Consider the following 16,005-nt stretch of genomic DNA (forward strand, 5'->3'; position numbering starts at 1 on the left):
ATCGGTGCGCCTGTCCAGCACGGCAGGCATGCACCACCCGACCGCGATCGCGGTCGGAGGACAGATCTCGATCAGTGAGGAACGAACGACCATGAACAAGTACGTCTCGAGAGGGCTCTGGTTCACCCTCTTCGTCGGCGGCCTGACGCTCGGGGGGACCGCGGTGGCGAACGCCGCCACGACCTCCGGTGACGACGGCCTCCTGTCCGGCACCCAGGTGGCACCGTCGATCAGTGCCCCGGTGTCCGTCTCCGGGAACGCCCTCGGGGTGCTCGGCGACGCCGTGTCCACGACCGGCTCGGCTCCGGCTCCCGCTCCGGCTGCTCCGGCTCCGGCTCCTGCCCCTGCCCCGGCCACCTCGGGTGACGACGGCATCGCGTCCGGTACCCAGGTCGCGCCCGTCGTGACGGCACCGGTGCAGGCGACCGGCAACGCGGTCGCCGTGGCGGGCGACGCCGTGGCGACCGCTCCGGCGCCCGCTTCGGCTCCGGCGCCCGCCCCGGCTCCTGCTCCTGCTCCGACGACGACCGGCTCGGACGCTGTCGCGTCGGGGACGCAGGTCGTCGGTGACGTCACCGCTCCGGTGTCGGTCACCGGCAACGCCGTCGGTGTCGCGGATGACGCGGAAGCCGCTCCGGCGTCCGCTCCGGCCGCGGCGACGAGCAGCCCGGCGGTCCCGGAACCGGCAGCCGAGCCGGTGACGTCCGGTTCGGACGGCATCGCGTCCGGGACGCAGGTCGCCCCGGTCGTGTCCGTCCCCGTGACCGTCGGCGGCAACGGCATCGGGGTGCTCGGTGACGGCTCCGCGACGGGGACGGCGCCGACCGCTGCCCCGGGTTCGGGTTCGGGTTCGGGTTCGACTCCGACCGCGGGTGGCACGACGTCCGGTGACGACGCTGTGCTCGGTGGCACGCAGGTGTCACCGATCGTCGACCTGCCGATCACGATCGGCGGGAACGGCATCGGCGTCGTCGGTGACGGCACCAGCACCGGCACCGGCACGACCGGCACCGGCGGGGGTTCGGGTTCGACCCCGGTCGCGGGTGGCACGACGTCGGGTGACGACGGCGTGGGCTCCGGGACGCAGGTCGCCCCGGTGGTCGCGATCCCGGTGACCGTCGGTGGGAACGGCATCGGCGTCGTCGGTGACGGCACCAGCACCGGCACCGGCACGACCGGCACCGGCTCGGGTTCGGGTTCGACCCCGGTCGCGGGTGGCACGACCTCCGGTGACGGCGGTCTGCTCGGCGGGACGCAGGTGATCCCCGTGATCAGCGTGCCGATCACCGTCGGCGGGAACGGCATCGGCATCGTCGGTGACGGCACCAGCACCACGACCCCGGGCACCGACCCGGGTACGGACCCGGGCACCGACCCCGGTACGGACCCGGGCACCGACCCCGGCACGGACCCGGGGACCGACCCCGGTACGGACCCGGGGACCGACCCCGGTACGGACCCGGGGACCGACCCCGGCACGGTCCCGGGGACCGACCCCGGCACGGACCCGGGCGTGACGCCCGGTGACACGACGGGCGGGACGACCCCCGGCACCTCGGTGCCGGAGGCGACCACCGTCCCGGTCGCGAGCACGGAGGTCACCGCGGCCGGCGCGGTCACGGCGACCAGCGCCTCCCGGTCGACCGTGGCGTCCTCGACGGGGACGACCGCCGCTGCTGCGCCGGCGGCGCAGCCGGAGCTCGCGTACACCGGAGCCGGCTCGCAGACGGTCCCGGCGGGCATCGCGTTCCTGCTCCTGCTCCTCGGAGCCGGCGTGCTCGTGCTCCGCAGGCGCATCGCCTGACACCAGGGAGTCGGAGGGGCGTCGTCCGCGGCGCCCCTCCGACCCGTGTCCGCGAACCGGATGCCGCTGTGGAGCGCCTGGAGCATCCCTGGGAGCGATCAGTGCCCAACCTGTGCGCAGTGGAAGCGCTTCCGAGGCTGTGCGGCAGCGGTGCGGGGCCACGATGAACCCGTGCTCCACGAACTCCTCCGCGTCCCGATCACCGGCAGCCGCCTGCTCGTCCCGGTGTACGTCCTCGCAGCCCTCCTCGCCGGGTGGGTCCTGGTCGGTCCGGTGCACGAGCGGCACCGGCTGCGTCGTGCCGCGGTCCGGGTCGGGGGAGCGGCGGTCGGAGCGGCGATCGGCCTCGTCGCCGTGTGGTGGACCGGCGACGTGCAGGACGACTTCGGCGTGCAGTTCACCCCGGTCACGCGGATGTGGGTGGCGTTCGCGTTCGCGGGCGTGGCGCTCCTGCTCGTCGTGGCGGTGCAGGGCGGGTGGCTCGCACGGGTCCTCGCCGTCGCCGCGGCCGGTGCGCTCGTGCTGTCGGCGGGCCTCGGTGTCAACGTGGACTTCGGGTTCTACAAGAACATCGAGCAGGCCGTCGCGACCAACCCCTACCGGAGCCGGGACCTGCCGCCGCTGTCGGACCCGGGGTCGCACCTCGAGGTCGACGCGGCGGACTGGCACGCGCCGGCCGGCATGCCGTCGAAGGGCGAGACCGTCAGCGTGACGATCCCGGGGACGGTGTCGCACTTCCGGGCGCGCAAGGCAGTGGTCTGGCTCCCGCCGGCCGCACAGGTGGCCCACCCGCCGCGGCTGCCCGTCCTCGTCGCGCTCTCCGGGCAGCCCGGGCAACCGGCCGACATGTTCCAGACCGGCGACCTCGGCAGCTTCCTCGACCGCTACGCCGCCGCGCACCACGGTCTCGCCCCGATCGTCGTGTCGCCGGACCAGCTCGCGGCGCCGAACCGGAACCCGATGTGCGTGGACTCCCGGCGCCTCGGCAGGAGCGCCACCTACGTGATGACCGACACGGTGCACTGGATCGAGCGGCACCTGCCGGTCGCCAGCGGAGCAGGAGCCTGGGGCATCCTCGGGTTCTCGCAGGGCGCGACGTGCACGATGCAGTTCTCCACCGAGCACCCCGACGTCTTCGGTGCGGCCCTGGCGATCTCGAGCGAGCTCGCCCCGGTGACCGGCGACGCGCAGCGGAGCACCGCGTTGGCGTTCGGTGGTTCGGCTGCCGCCTACCGTGCCGCGGCGCCCGTCGCGATCATGGCGGCGCACGGGCCGTACCACGACCACCTCACCGTCTTCGGCTACGGTCAGGACGACGCCCCCTACCGGGCGTCGACCGAGACCCTGCACGCCGCAGCGGTCCGTGCGGGCATGCAGACGCAGGTCATCGTGTCGCCGGGTTCGGCGCACGACTGGAACACCGTGCGGTACGTGCTGGCCCACGGACTGCCGGTCGTCCTGGCACACCTCGGTCTCCCGCAGGAGGACGGTGCGCTGTGAGCAGGACCACGTCAGGAGCGGCCGCCCTCGGGTCGCGGATCGTCAGGTCGACCCGGCGGCACCCGGTCACGGCGGTCGTCGTCGTCCTCGTGCTCCTCACCTCGATCGCGGGCCTCGTCGTCCGCGTCGTCGGGCACACCGGCTCCCTGGACACCGTGCACTTCGGACCCTTCCGGGTCTTCGCCGTCACCACCGGGGCGCTGGCGCTCGCCCTCACCCTCGTTGGTGTGGTGGCGCTCGTCGGGGCGTCGGAGCGACTGATGGGCAGCAGGCGGACGGCCCTTGCGTTCGTCGTGACCACCGTCGTCGGCACGGGGCTCGGCGCCCTCACGGCCCTCGTCGACCAGGACGGCCGCGCGGCCGGCGCGCTGCTGCTCGGACGCGCGACGAGCTTCGACCCGTGGACGGCCATCGTCGGGACGATCGTCACCGCGAGCGCGTTCGCCGGTCCGCTGTGGCGCCGACGGATCCGGGTCAACGTCGTCGCCGTCGTCGCCGCGCTGCTGCTGTACGCCGGACACGCCTCGGACCTCTACGCATCGCTCGCGGCGGCGGCCGGGTGGCTGCTCGGCGACCTGCTCCGCCGGGGCCCCGCCCGGATCGGCTGGACCAGGAGTTCGCACCGCGAGACCCGGGTCCTGCTCGGCACCGTGGTCCTCGTGTCGGCCGTGGGTCCGGTCATCGCGCTCCTCTCCCGTGCCCGCGTCGGGCTCCTGGCCCCGCTCGCGGCCGTCGTCGGCACCGGGCCGGTCACCCCCGTCCACGGCTGCCACGCGGACAGCGCGTCGGGCGAGTGCCTGCGGGGGCTGCTGGCGTACCGGGCCACCGACCCGTGGACGCTCGTGCTCGCGGTCGCACCGCTCGTCGTGCTCCTCGTCGCCGGCCTCGGGCTGTTCCGGGGGAGTCGCTTCGCGGTCTGGCTCGCCGTGGTCGTCGACGTCGTGCTCGCCGTCGCGGCCGCCGTGACCTACGGGCTCCTGCCCGCCGGGGCGGCGGAGCTGCACGGGGCCGAGAACCGGTTCGTGGTCACCGTCTCGGTGACCGCCTCCGTCGTCGTGCCGCTCGCCACCGCGCTCGTGCTCGTGCTGCTCCGCCGTTCGTTCACGGTGCTGCCCGCACGGCGACGCGTCGTGACCTTCGCCGTGGTCGTCCTCGTCGCACTCGGCGTGGTGACGACCGTCGTGCTCGTCACCGCGGCGTCCACGCGCGAGACGGTCGCGGACCCGCTGCGGCTCGTCGTCGCTGCGCTCGGCCCACTGTCGCCCGTGGTGTTCTGGGACCGGCTGGCGTCCCTCGACCCGGCGCTGCGCTTCGTGCTCGGCGCCGCTGGCCCGGTGCTCTGGCTGGTCGTGGCCGGTGCCGCCGTCCGTCCCACGGGCGCCGTCGAGCCGGACGCCGACGTCGACGGACTCCGCGAGAGCCGACTCCGCGCCCGCACGCTGCTCGAGGCCGCCGGCGGCGACACCTTCGGGTGGATGACCACCTGGCAGGGCAACGCGTACTGGTTCAGCGAGGACGGCCGCGCCGGTGTCGCGTTCCGCCGCAACGGGCGGGTCGCGGTGACGGTCGGCGGTCCCTTCGGGTGGCCGGACGCCCGCGACGCGGCGATGGTCGCGTTCGCGCGGTGGTGTGACGACAACGGCTGGACCGCCGTCTTCTACGGCATCGGGACCGAGGCCGCCGGGACCCTCACCGCGCAGGGGTGGGAGACGCTGCCGGTCGCGGAGGACGCCGACCTCGACCCCCGCACGTGGACCACGAGCGGCAAGAAGAAGCAGGACGTCCGCACCGCCGTGAACAAGGCGGACCGCGAGGGCATCACCGCCCTGTGGTCCTCGTGGCAGGACCTGCCCCCGGCGACGGTCCGGCAGATCGAGGCGATCTCCGAGGAGTGGGTCTCGGAGCGCGAGCTGCCCGAGATGGGCTTCACGCTCGGTGGCGTCGACGAGATGCGGGACCCGGCGGTGCGCACGCTCGTCGCGCTCGACCCCGAGGGCACCGTCCTCGCCGTCACGAGCTGGCTGCCGAGCCACCGAGCCGGCAGGGTCGTGGGGTGGACGCTCGACGTGATGCGGCGCACGGGCGCGGCCCCGAACGGAGTGATGGAGTTCCTCGTCGCGAGTGCGGCGCAGCGGATGCGCGAGGACGGCGTCGAGCGGCTCAGCCTGTCCGCCGCACCGCTCGCGCAGTCCGCGGAGGGTTCCCCCGCGGGCGAGGGCGTGCAGGACCTGCTCGACCTGGTGGGCGGCGTGCTCGAACCGGTCTACGGGTTCCGCTCGCTGCTGCGCTTCAAGGCGAAGTTCGGGCCGGAGCTGCACCCGCTGGTGCTCGCCTACCCGGACCCGGTGGCGCTCCCGGCGATCGGTGTCGCCGTCGTGCGGGCCTACCTGCCGGACCTGTCCCTGCGGCAGGCGGTGGCGCTGGTCCGCGGGCGGAGCTGAGACCGGTCCGGCCGTGCCGGACCGACGCCGGCGTCCCGCACGCACCACGGGACGGACGGGAGGCCCGTGGCGGCGCCGCCCCGCGCCTCCCGTCCGTCCCGTGCCCGGCAGGTGTCTCCACGTCACACGGGGCAACGGCCCCGGACGGGCGCCCGGTGTGTGGGGTATCATTTCAGTCACGCAAGCGCTCCGGGGTCGGTGCAATTCCGAACCGGTGGTGACAGTCCACGAGCTGACGCAGGGTGCGAACCCCGCCGATGTTGACCCGGCGGAACTCCGGGACCGACGGTGAGAGTCCGGACGGGAGGAAGCGCAGGCGGACAGGACGTGCCCTCGTACCCGGGGTGCCACGACCCGTCCGTCCATGCCGACGATCGTCGAGCACCCCCGGAGTCCCGTTGAGAGGACACCAGTGTTCACCGGCATCATCGAGGAACTCGGCACCGTCACCGCCGTCGAGCAGCACGGCGACTCCGTCGCGCTCACCGTCCGCGGCCCGAAGGTCGTCGCCGACGCGCGGCACGGCGACTCCATCGCCACGAGCGGCGTCTGCCTGACCGTGGTCGAGCAGACGGACGAGACCTTCACCGCCTTCGTCATGAAGCAGACGCTCGACATGAGCGCGCACGGCGCGCTCGACGTGGGTGATCGACTCAACCTGGAGCGAGCGGCCTCGGTCGGCGACCGACTGGGCGGCCACATCGTCCAGGGGCACGTCGACGGCACCGCCACGGTGCTCGAGACCGCCGACGGTGACGGCTGGCGGCGCGTCCGCTTCTCGCTCGCCCCCGACCTCAGCCCGCTCGTCGTCGACAAGGGGTCGGTCGCGATCGACGGCGTCTCGCTCACGGTCAGCGCCGTCTCCGCCGAGGACGTCCCGCCGACCGATGCCTGGTTCGAGGTCAGCCTCATCCCGGAGACACTCGAGGCCACGACGCTCGGTACCCGCGTGCCCGGCGACCGGGTCAACATCGAGACCGACGTCCTCGCGCGACACGTCCGCCGCATGCTCCGGCTCGACGCCGCCACGGCTCTCGTCCCGGAGACACGGTGAGCGCCGTCGACGCCCCGCACGCCGAGCAGGCGGCCGGGCCGCACCTGTCGAGCATCGCCGACGCGGTCGCGGCGATCGCCGCCGGGCGTCCGGTGATCGTGGCCGACGACGAGCACCGTGAGAACGAGGGCGACGTGATCCTCGCCGCCGAGACGGCCTCGCCGGAGTGGATCGCGTGGACGGTCGCGCACTCGTCGGGCTTCATCTGCGCCCCGGTCAGCGCCGAGATCGCCGATGCGCTCGACCTGCCCCCGATGGTCGCGCACAACGAGGACGTCCGCGGCACCGCGTACACGGTGACGGTCGACGCTGCGGTCGGTGTGACGACCGGCATCAGCGCGCACGACCGGGCACGGACGCTGCGGGTGCTCGCCGACCCGACCTCGGTCCGGGACGACCTGCACCGCCCGGGACACGTCGTCCCGCTGCGGGCCCGACCCGGCGGCGTCCGTGAACGCGCCGGGCACACCGAAGCCGCGATCGAACTGGTCACCGCAGCCGGGCTCCGGCCCGCGGCGGCGATCTGCGAGATCGTCGGCGAGGACGGCGAGATGATGCGTCTGCCGGGCCTCGTCGAACTCGGGGCGCGCGAGGGCGTGCCCGTCATCACCATCGCCGCACTCGTCGAGTGGCTCGAGGCGGCAGACCGGGCGGCGGCGGAGTCCGCACCCCAGGAGGGAACGACACGATGAGCGGAGCAGGAGCGGCGGAGCGCGACCACGTCGACGGCACGGGCGTCCGGGTGGCGATCGTGACCGGGCAGTGGCACGAGACGATCGCCGGGGGCCTCCTCGCCGGAGCCCAGCGCGAGGTGCAGCGCCTCGGCGCAACCGCACAGGTCGTCCCGGTGCCGGGGAGCTTCGAGCTGCCGGTCGTCGCGAAGGCGGCGCTCGAGAGCGGGTTCGACGCGGTCGTCGCCCTCGGGGTGATCATCCGCGGGGGCACCCCGCACTTCGAGTACGTGTCGAGTGCGGCGACGGACGGTCTGACGAGCGTCGCGCTGCAGACCGGCAAGCCCGTCGGCTTCGGCGTGCTGACGCTGGACGACGAGCAGCAGGGCATCGACCGCGCCGGTCTGCCCGGGTCGAAGGAGGACAAGGGCGCCGAGGCCGCGCACGCGGCGATCGCCACGGCCCTCTCGTTGCGGAGCCTGCGCCAGATGGCCTGACCCGCGACGAACCACGGATCCGAAATCGAACCAGCCGAGGCGCGTGGTTCGATGTCGGATTCGTGGTTCGACACAGTTCGACGGAGACACCGTGACGGTGGCACCCCGCACGGACGACGACGGCCCCGCACCCTCCGGAGAGGTGCGGGGCCGTCGCGGTACGGCTGTGGTTACTTCTTGCCGAAGACGTGGATCGGCAGGAAGAACGAGAGGCTCATGAGGACGAGGCCGCCCATGAAGACGAAGGCCTGCCCCGACTGCACCTGGAACGCGAACCCGAACAGGTACATCGACACCAGCAGCAGCAGGATCGAGAAGAAAGCGGCGATGACGCGGCCCACGGTGGTACCTCCGGTTCGAGCGGGTGGATCGGGACCAGTCTATCCCCAGGAAGGAGCGGACCGGTTCACGGACGTCCGGGAGACGCCGACGTCAGGCTGCCGGCCGGGTCGCGATGAGCCGGTCGACGACCGCGAGCAGGGCGTCCATGTCGACGGTGCCGCGGTTCGGGCGGACGTCGGTCGCGATCGCGGCGCCGAGGGACGCCTGGTGGTAGAGCCCGTCGCCGAGCAACTTGACCGCCTGCGCCGTGGGGACGTCCCCGAGTGCGTCGACCAGGGTCTCCAGCCACGCGTTCTCGGTCTCGTCGAGGGTGCGCCCGGCCTCCTCGTACCCGGCCTGCTGCAGCCGGCTGGCCGCGAGCAGGGCGAGGTCGAGCTCGCTGCCCACGAAGAGGCAGTTGCGCACGAAGTACCGCGCAGCGCCGTCCTCGGCGTCGCGCATGCGGTCGACGTCGATGGCGGACAGGTCGGACAGGCGCTCGCACAGCCCCTCGACCAGCGCTGCCTTCGACCCGAAGTGGTAGAGCAGCCCGCCCTTCGAGACACCGGCCCGCGCGGCGACGGCGTCGAGGGTCGCCGGACGCTCGCCCTCCTCGCACACGATGGCGACGAAGCTGTCCAGGACACGGTCTCGGGCACTTGCCATGCGGACGAGTCTAGGGAACCGTCCGGACCGTGACGACCGCCGGGTTCCGTGAACGTTCACGAACGGGTTGTCCCGCAGCATCTGCGCGGCTAGCGTCGCCGTGACCGTGAAGGTTCACGACACGAACAGGATCCGCATGTCAGCGCAGACCGCGACCCCCTCCAGCACGCCCGCCGACGGCCCCGGGACGGACGGCTCGGCGACCCCGGCCCCGACCAGAGCGGGCTGGGCCGTCCTCGGTCCGGGTGGCATCGCCCGCCGCTTCCTCTCCCAGCTGCCCGCGAGCACCGGTACCCTCGTGGCCGCCGGCAGCTCCTCGACCGACCGGGCGCAGGCGTTCACGGACGAGGCGGCCGACCACGGCTTCACCGACGTCCGAGCGGGGGAGTACGACGCCGTGCTCGCCGACACCGCCGTGGACGCGGTGTACGTCTCGACCGTGCACTCCGGCCACGCCGACCTGGTGCTCCGCGCCCTCGACGCCGGCAAGGCCGTGCTCTGCGAGAAGCCCCTCGCCCCGAACCACGGCACGGCGATGGCCCTGGCCGACGCCGCCCGCCAGGCCGGACTGCCGCTGGTCGAGGCGTACATGTACCGCTTCCACCCGCAGACCGCCGCACTGCTCGACCTCGTGCGCGAGGGCGTCGTGGGTGACGTCGTGCACGTCGACGCGTCCTTCGCGTTCCGCAGCGGGGAGCGCACCGGTCGGCTGTTCGACGTCGCCACGGCCGGCGGCGGGATCCTCGACGTCGGCGGGTACCCGGTGACCATGGCCGCCGCGGTCGTGCAGGCCGCCACGGGCGTCGCTGTCGCCGAGCCCGTCGAGCTGACCGCCACCGGCACCCTCGGGCCGACCGGCGTCGACGAGTGGACGGTCGCACACCTGACCTACCGCGACGGCACCACCGCCAGCGTCCGCACCGGCGTCCGCGTGCAGGACGAGAACGCCGTCACGGTGCACGGCTCGCGCGGCCGCATCGTGCTGACCGACCCGTGGACGCTCTCCGCCGACCCGACGATCACCGTCCACACGGTCGACGAGGAGCCCCGCACGCTCTCCTTCGCCGGTGCGCAGCCCTACGCGCTCGAGGCCGACGCGACCACGGCGGCGCTGGCGTCGAACGCGGTCGAGGCGGCGCAGATGACCCTGGACGAGAGCCTCGCCACCGCCCGCACGCTCGACCGCTGGCGCGCCGCGATCGGCCTGCGCTACCCGTTCGAGGCCGAGACCGCCGACGTCCCGACGGTGAGCGGCCGTCCGCTGCGCGTCCGCGACGACGCCCCGATGCGCTACGGCGAGGTCCCCGGCGTCGGCAAGCGCATGTCCCGCCTGGTGATGGGTGTCGACAACCAGCCCGACCTCGCCCACGCGAGCGCGATCTTCGACATGTTCGTCGAGCAGGGCGGCAACGTCTTCGACACCGGCTACGTCTACGGCGGCGGGGTGCTCGAGGGACGACTCGGCCAGTGGATCCAGAACCGCGGCATCCGCGACGACGTCGTGGTCATCACGAAGGGTGCGCACACGCCGTACTGCGACCCGGAGTCGTTGACCCGGCAGCTGCTGGAGAGCCTGGAGCGCCAGGGCACCGACCACGCGGACATCTACATGATGCACCGCGACAACCCGGACGTGCCGGTGGGGGAGTTCGTCGACGTCCTCGACGAGCACCGTCGCGCCGGCCGGATCCGCGTCTTCGGCGGATCGAACTGGACGCCGGCGCGCTTCGACGAGGCGAACGCCTACGCGGCGGCGAACGGGAAGCACGGCTTCGAGGTCCTCAGCAACCACTTCGGCCTGGCCGAGGCGTACGACGTGCCGTGGGACGGCTGCGAGCACGCCACGGACCCGGCGTCGAAGCGCTGGCTCGAGGAGCGCCAGGTGCCGCTGCTGCCGTGGTCGTCGCAGGCCCGCGGGTTCTTCACCGGCCGCGCCGCCCCGGACGACACGAGCGACGCCGAGCTCGTGCGCTGCTACTACTCGGACGACAACTTCGAGCGGCTCCGTCGCGCCCGTGAGCTCGGCGAGCAGTACGGCGTGCCGGCGACGGCGATCGCCCTGGCGTACGTGCTGCACCAGCCGTTCCCGACGTTCCCGCTGTTCGGGCCGCGCACGATCGCCGAGGCCCGCTCCTCGATGACGGGGCTGTCGGTCGAGCTCAGCGCGGAGCAGGTCGCGTGGCTGGACCTGCGCGCCTGAGCCGCACCGTCGGCCGGACCCCGGCGCGCGCCACGATCCACGACGTCGCGGCCGCGGCCGGGGTCTCGCGCCAGACGGTCACCCGCGCGGTGAACGGCCTGTACGGCATCAGTCCGGCGACGAAGGAGCGCGTGCTCGCGGCGGCGGCGGCGCTCGACTACCGCCCGTCGCGCTTCGGCCGTGGGCTCGTCACGGGTGGCGACCGGCAGCTCGGTCTCGTCGTCGACGACCTGCGGAACCCGTACTCGCCGGAGCTCGCGGCGGCGGTGCTCCGCCTCGCTGCGGGTCGTGGGTGGGACGTCATGCTGGCCGACGCGGGGCTCGCGGGCGACTCGGACCGCGCGGTCCAGGCGCTCGGGGTCCAGACGGACGTGGTGCTCGGCTACCTCGGTGCCCGGGCGCCCGAGCTCATCGAGCGTCTGGGCACCGTCCCCGTGGTGGAGCTCGACCCTGCCGGCGAGGTCCTCCGCGGTGCCGTCCGCATCGACCCCGCCGAGGCGGTCGAGGACCTCGCCGACCACCTCGTGCACACGGGGGTCCGGCACCCGGTGATCGTCGATGCGTCGGACACCGGCCGTCCGAGCGGTCGTGGCCGGCTCATGCTCGACGCCCTGCGGCGCCGTGGGTACCTGCCCGAGATCGCGATCGCCGACGCCCCGACCTCGGAGCTGGGCGCGGCGATGACGACCAGGGCGCTCGAGCGCTTCCGTCGCGTCGACGCGGTGCTGGCCTTCAACGACCTCATGGCGCTCGGGGTCCTGGGTGCCTGCCGCCGGGCCGGGGTGGACGTGCCGGGCGACGTGCGGGTGGTCGGGGTCGACGGCCTGGCGATCGGCACGCTCGTCGCGCCGACCCTCACGACGCTCGCGGTCGACCTCGACGCGGTCGCGCGCGAGGCCCTCGACCTCGCCATCGGCATGCTCGCCGGTGACCTGCCGCGCTCCGGCGCGGCGGTGCAGCGCACCGTCCGCCACCGGTTGCTGGTGCGCGAGTCCGCCTGAGTGCCCACGGCCGCCGACGGGAGCGGAAGGCGGACGGGAGGCTCGTGGCGGTCCGGCCACGGGCCTCCCGTCCGCCCGTTGGTTGCACTTGCAACCACAACCGTCCAGACGGTACACTCATGGAGTCCTGACGGGGCGCGTGACCACTTCCGCGTCCCGTCTCGTCTGCCCCACCGAAAGTGTCCGCCGTCGACCTGGTCCGGCTCGTTCCCCAGGGAGTCACCGTGTCCACTCTGCTCACCAGCCCCGTCGCCACCGCCGTCACCGGCAGCCGCGCCCGACGGTTCGCGGCGCTCGCCGTCCTGATGCTGCCGGTGCTGCTCATCTCCGTCGACAACACCGTGCTGAGCTTCGCGCTGCCGACCATCGCGCGCGCCCTCGACCCGAGCGCGACGACCCAGCTCTGGATCGTCGACGCCTACCCCCTCGTGCTCGCCGGCCTGCTCGTCGTGATGGGCAGCATCGGCGACCGCATCGGGCGACGCCGGATCCTCGTGATCGGCGCGACCGGGTTCGCACTGCTGTCCGTCGCGGCGGCCTTCGCGACCGAGGCCTGGATGCTCGTCGCAGCCCGCGCCGTCATGGGGGTCTTCGGTGCGATGCTCATGCCGGCGACGCTCTCCATCATCCGCAACGTCTTCGTCGACGCCGGGGAACGGCGGATGGCGCTCGCCGTCTGGTCGACGATGTTCGCGGCCGGCAACGCACTCGGCCCGCTCGTCGGCGGCGTCCTGCTCGCGCACTTCCACTGGGGTGCGGTGTTCCTCGTCGCGGTGCCGATCCTCGTCGTCATGCTCGTCGCGGTGCCGTTCACCGTGCCGGAGTCGCGCGACCCGCAGCCCGGCCCCGTCGACGTCCCGAGCATGCTCCTGTCGCTCGGCGCCCTCGCCCCGACCGCCTGGGCGATCAAGTCGGTCGTGCACCCCGAGGAGCGCGGGTTCGCGATCGCGCTGCTCGCCGTCGGCGTGCTCTGCGGGATCGCCTTCGTCCGCCGCCAGCTCCGCTCCCGCGCGCCCATGCTCGACCTGCGGTTGTTCCGCAGCACCGCGTTCACGGGCAGCGTGCTCATGAACATGGCCGCGATGTTCTCGCTCACCGGCTTCCTGTTCTTCATCGCGCAGCACCTGCAGCTCGTCGCCGGGCTCGACCCCTTCGCGTCCGGTCTGGTGCTCGTGCCCGGTTCGGTGCTCACCATCGTCGCCGGACTCGTCGTCGTGCCGATCGTCGCGCGGGTGGCCCCCCGCTGGGTCGTGGCCGTCTCCCTGACGTTCTCGGCCGCCGCGTACGCGATGGTGTCGGTCCTCGGACACCACGCGTCGATCGTCGCGCTGGCAGTCGCCTTCGTGCTGCTCGGCATCGGCATCGGGGCGTCCGAGACGGTCACGAACGACCTCATCATCTCGACGGCCCCCGCGGACAAGGCCGGTGCCGCGTCGGCGGTGTCCGAGACCGCGTACGAGATCGGCGCGGTGCTCGGCACGGCCGTGCTCGGGACGATCCTCGCGACGGCGTACCGGTCGCACGTGGTGGTGCCGGACGCCCTCGCCGGCTCGGCCCGGACAGCGGCGCAGGAGACCCTCGGCGGTGCCGTGTCGGCCGCCGCCGACCTCGGAGGCTCGGCCGGTCAGGCGCTGCTCGAGAGCGCTCGTGCGGCGTTCGACTCCGGTGTGACGATCACCGGCGCCGTGGCGGCGGTGCTCATGCTCGTCGCCGCGGCGGCCTCCGTGGTCATGCTCAAGCGCGACTGAGCCGGGTCGTCCGGCGCGCCCGGGATCGGACGAAGCTGGGAATCGTTGACCGGAACCCCGGTCGAGGTCCTACGTTGGGAGGTGGCCGCGCAGCCGCGGCCGATCCCACCCGGAGGAACACCACGACTGCCATGCCCGACGAAGCCCCGGCCACGACCGCCGACGCGTACAAGGCCGCCTTCCGCGGACACCCCGCCGGTGTCGCGGTCATCACCGCCGAGGGGCCGGACGGTCCCACGGGCCTGACCGCCTCCAGCGTCGCGAGCGTCGCGGTCGACCCACCCGTGCTCGTCTTCTCGCTGTCGACCAAGTCCGGCTCGGCCGGCGTCGTGCTCGGCGCAGACGTCTTCGTCGTGCACCTCGTGGACTCGCTCAGCGTGGGCCTCGCCAAGCGGTTCGCCGCGACCGGTAGCCCCGCAGCGGACGACCCGATGTGGGGCACGTTGCCGACCGGGGACCGGTACCTGCCCGCCGCCGCGACGGCGCTGCGGTGCCGACCGCGATCGACGACCGAGATCGGCTCGTCCACCGTCGTCGTCGCCGAGGTGCTCGACATCGTGGTGGGTCAGGCGCACGGTGAGCCGCTCGTCTACCACAACCGGGAGTTCCACTCCCTCTCCGAACGTTCCCGGCTCTCCTGAGCCGCGGAGCCCGCTCCACCAACCCCAGATCGAAAGGACCTCGAATGGCCGAGTACACCCTGCCCGAGCTGCCGTACGACTACGCCGCCCTCGAGCCGCACATCAGCGGCAAGATCATGCAGCTGCACCACGACAAGCACCACCAGGCCTACGTGACCGGTGCGAACACCGCGCTGCAGCAGCTCGGCGAGGCGCGCGAGTCCGGCAACTTCGGTGCGATCAACAAGCTCGAGAAGGACCTCGCGTTCCACCTCGGCGGCCACGTCAACCACTCGATCTTCTGGACCAACCTCGGCCCGGACACGAAGGTCCCGGAGGGCGAGCTCGCCGCCGCCATCGACGAGTTCTTCGGCTCGTTCGAGCAGTTCCAGGCGCAGTTCGCCGCCGTCGCCAACGGCATCCAGGGCTCCGGCTGGTCGGTGCTCGCGTGGGACCAGGTCGGTCAGAAGCTCGTGACCTTCCAGCTCTTCGACCAGCAGGCCAACGTGCCGCTGGGCGTCGTGCCGATCTTCATGCTCGACATGTGGGAGCACGCCTTCTACCTCGACTACCTCAACGTCAAGGCCGACTACGTCAAGGCCGTGTGGAACATCGTCGACTGGGAGAACGTCGCGGCTCGCTTCGCGAACGCCAAGTCGCAGTCGTTCATCACCCTGTGACGCGGCTGCCGGTCACGTGCTGACCGGCTGACGGACGGGAGGCGCGGTGCCGGCTGGCACCGCGCCTCCCGTCCGTCTGTCGGTGCCGATCCGTCCGACGGTGCCGGTCGGTCCGTCGGTGCCGGTCCGTCCGACGGTGCCGGTCCGTCCGACGGTGCCGCTCGATCCGACGGTGCCGGTCCGTGCGTCGTGCCGTGCGGCGGTCAGGCGGCCGCCAGGCGGACGGACGACGCGAGCTCCTCGGCGATCGCCCGCAGCGCGCCGTCCACGTCCGAGCGGTCGGGGTCGACGAGTGCGCTCCACTGGGCACCGCGTGCCGCAGCGACCACCGCCCGGGCGGTCCGCTCGGCGTCCGTCCCGCACCGGCCGTGCGCACGGCACCAGGCCGCGAGCTCGTCGACCCGTCGTCGGTGGAGCCGCTGCTGGCGGTCACGGCCGTCGAGGCCCTCGACGCAGCCGAGCTCGAACGTCAGACGGGCTGCGAGTCGCCGCTCCGGGGTGTCGAGCCGGCCGAAGACGGCGAGCAGGTGGTCGGTGAGCGCGCACGGCTCCGCGGCGGGGTCGAGCGCCCGGTCCTGGTCGACGGACAGGTGGTCGACCACGGCGTCGATCAGGGACTCCCGCGAACCGAAGTGGTACACGATCGGGTAGGCGCTCGTGCCGAGCACCCGGCCGAGGCTGCGGACGGAGGCGTCCTCGAGCTTGGTGTCCTGCAGGTGCCGTGCGACCTTCGCGACGATCGCGGGCTTCAGGGTCGGGTCGGGTCTCCTGGGCATGGCGTCTCCCGCGAGGTCGAGTGATC

At 73.2% G+C, this 16,005-nt stretch carries 13 protein-coding genes, 1 pseudogene and 1 riboswitch; of the genes and pseudogenes, 11 read left to right on the forward strand and 3 right to left on the reverse strand.

Annotated features, from left to right (window positions below; translation table 11 throughout):
* The first annotated feature begins 28 nt into the window (after nt 1-28).
* From ACH0A8_RS02185 to ribH, 6 genes and pseudogenes are all read left to right on the forward strand, one after another.
* Nucleotides 29-1,804 (forward strand): hypothetical protein, encoded by a 1,776-nt coding sequence (locus tag ACH0A8_RS02185; protein WP_406906343.1) that lies wholly within the window; start codon nt 29-31, stop codon nt 1,802-1,804.
* Between the two features lie 171 nt (nt 1,805-1,975).
* A complete protein-coding gene (locus ACH0A8_RS02190; protein WP_406906344.1) occupies nt 1,976-3,304 on the forward strand; it encodes an alpha/beta hydrolase in 1,329 nt (442 codons plus the stop codon).
* Complete coding sequence (locus ACH0A8_RS02195) at nt 3,301-5,745, forward strand: bifunctional lysylphosphatidylglycerol flippase/synthetase MprF (protein ID WP_406906346.1); 2,445 nt, start codon at nt 3,301-3,303, stop codon at nt 5,743-5,745. The genes ACH0A8_RS02190 and ACH0A8_RS02195 overlap by 4 nt, the downstream gene beginning before the upstream one ends.
* 182 nt (nt 5,746-5,927) lie before the next feature.
* Nucleotides 5,928-6,061: riboswitch (FMN riboswitch) on the forward strand.
* 96 nt (nt 6,062-6,157) lie between these two features.
* A complete protein-coding gene (locus ACH0A8_RS02200) occupies nt 6,158-6,799 on the forward strand; it encodes a riboflavin synthase (RefSeq protein WP_406906348.1) in 642 nt (213 codons plus the stop codon).
* A gap of 44 nt (nt 6,800-6,843) precedes the next feature.
* Nucleotides 6,844-7,467 (forward strand): annotated as a pseudogene (ribB, locus tag ACH0A8_RS02205) (3,4-dihydroxy-2-butanone-4-phosphate synthase); the annotation flags it as partial.
* Between the two features lie 20 nt (nt 7,468-7,487).
* Nucleotides 7,488-7,967 carry a 6,7-dimethyl-8-ribityllumazine synthase gene (ribH, locus tag ACH0A8_RS02210; RefSeq protein ID WP_066655326.1) on the forward strand — a complete coding sequence of 160 codons (480 nt, stop codon included), beginning with the start codon at nt 7,488-7,490 and terminating at the stop codon, nt 7,965-7,967.
* Between the two features lie 170 nt (nt 7,968-8,137).
* Here the strand turns inward: ribH and ACH0A8_RS02215 are convergent, their stop codons facing one another.
* Nucleotides 8,138-8,308: a hypothetical protein gene (locus ACH0A8_RS02215; RefSeq protein ID WP_153257430.1), complete on the reverse strand. Its 171-nt coding sequence runs from the start codon at nt 8,306-8,308 to the stop codon at nt 8,138-8,140.
* A gap of 91 nt (nt 8,309-8,399) precedes the next feature.
* Nucleotides 8,400-8,954, reverse strand: a complete 555-nt coding sequence (locus ACH0A8_RS02220) for a TetR/AcrR family transcriptional regulator (RefSeq protein ID WP_066655324.1) — start codon at nt 8,952-8,954, stop codon at nt 8,400-8,402.
* A 136-nt stretch (nt 8,955-9,090) separates the two neighbouring features.
* Between ACH0A8_RS02220 and ACH0A8_RS02225 the strand changes: the two genes are divergently transcribed.
* From ACH0A8_RS02225 to ACH0A8_RS02245, 5 genes are all read left to right on the forward strand, one after another.
* Nucleotides 9,091-11,154: an aldo/keto reductase gene (locus ACH0A8_RS02225; RefSeq protein ID WP_406906351.1), complete on the forward strand. Its 2,064-nt coding sequence runs from the start codon at nt 9,091-9,093 to the stop codon at nt 11,152-11,154.
* Nucleotides 11,133-12,155 (forward strand): LacI family DNA-binding transcriptional regulator, encoded by a 1,023-nt coding sequence (locus ACH0A8_RS02230; RefSeq protein ID WP_251159594.1) that lies wholly within the window; start codon nt 11,133-11,135, stop codon nt 12,153-12,155. Before ACH0A8_RS02225 ends, ACH0A8_RS02230 begins: the two co-directional genes overlap by 22 nt.
* A 224-nt stretch (nt 12,156-12,379) precedes the next feature.
* On the forward strand, nt 12,380-13,903 hold the full coding sequence (locus ACH0A8_RS02235) for an MFS transporter (protein WP_406906353.1): 1,524 nt from the start codon (nt 12,380-12,382) through the stop codon (nt 13,901-13,903).
* Between the two features lie 131 nt (nt 13,904-14,034).
* A complete protein-coding gene (locus tag ACH0A8_RS02240; protein ID WP_066655321.1) occupies nt 14,035-14,544 on the forward strand; it encodes a flavin reductase family protein in 510 nt (169 codons plus the stop codon).
* A gap of 44 nt (nt 14,545-14,588) precedes the next feature.
* Nucleotides 14,589-15,203: a superoxide dismutase gene (locus ACH0A8_RS02245; RefSeq protein ID WP_251154599.1), complete on the forward strand. Its 615-nt coding sequence runs from the start codon at nt 14,589-14,591 to the stop codon at nt 15,201-15,203.
* 203 nt (nt 15,204-15,406) lie between these two features.
* On the opposite strand, the gene ACH0A8_RS02250 is transcribed toward ACH0A8_RS02245, so the two are convergent.
* Nucleotides 15,407-15,979: a hypothetical protein gene (locus tag ACH0A8_RS02250; protein WP_406906356.1), complete on the reverse strand. Its 573-nt coding sequence runs from the start codon at nt 15,977-15,979 to the stop codon at nt 15,407-15,409.
* Nucleotides 15,980-16,005: the final 26 nt, after the last annotated feature.

The organism is Curtobacterium sp. 179-B 9B NHS, assembly GCF_045370965.1.
Taxonomy (GTDB): domain Bacteria; phylum Actinomycetota; class Actinomycetes; order Actinomycetales; family Microbacteriaceae; genus Curtobacterium.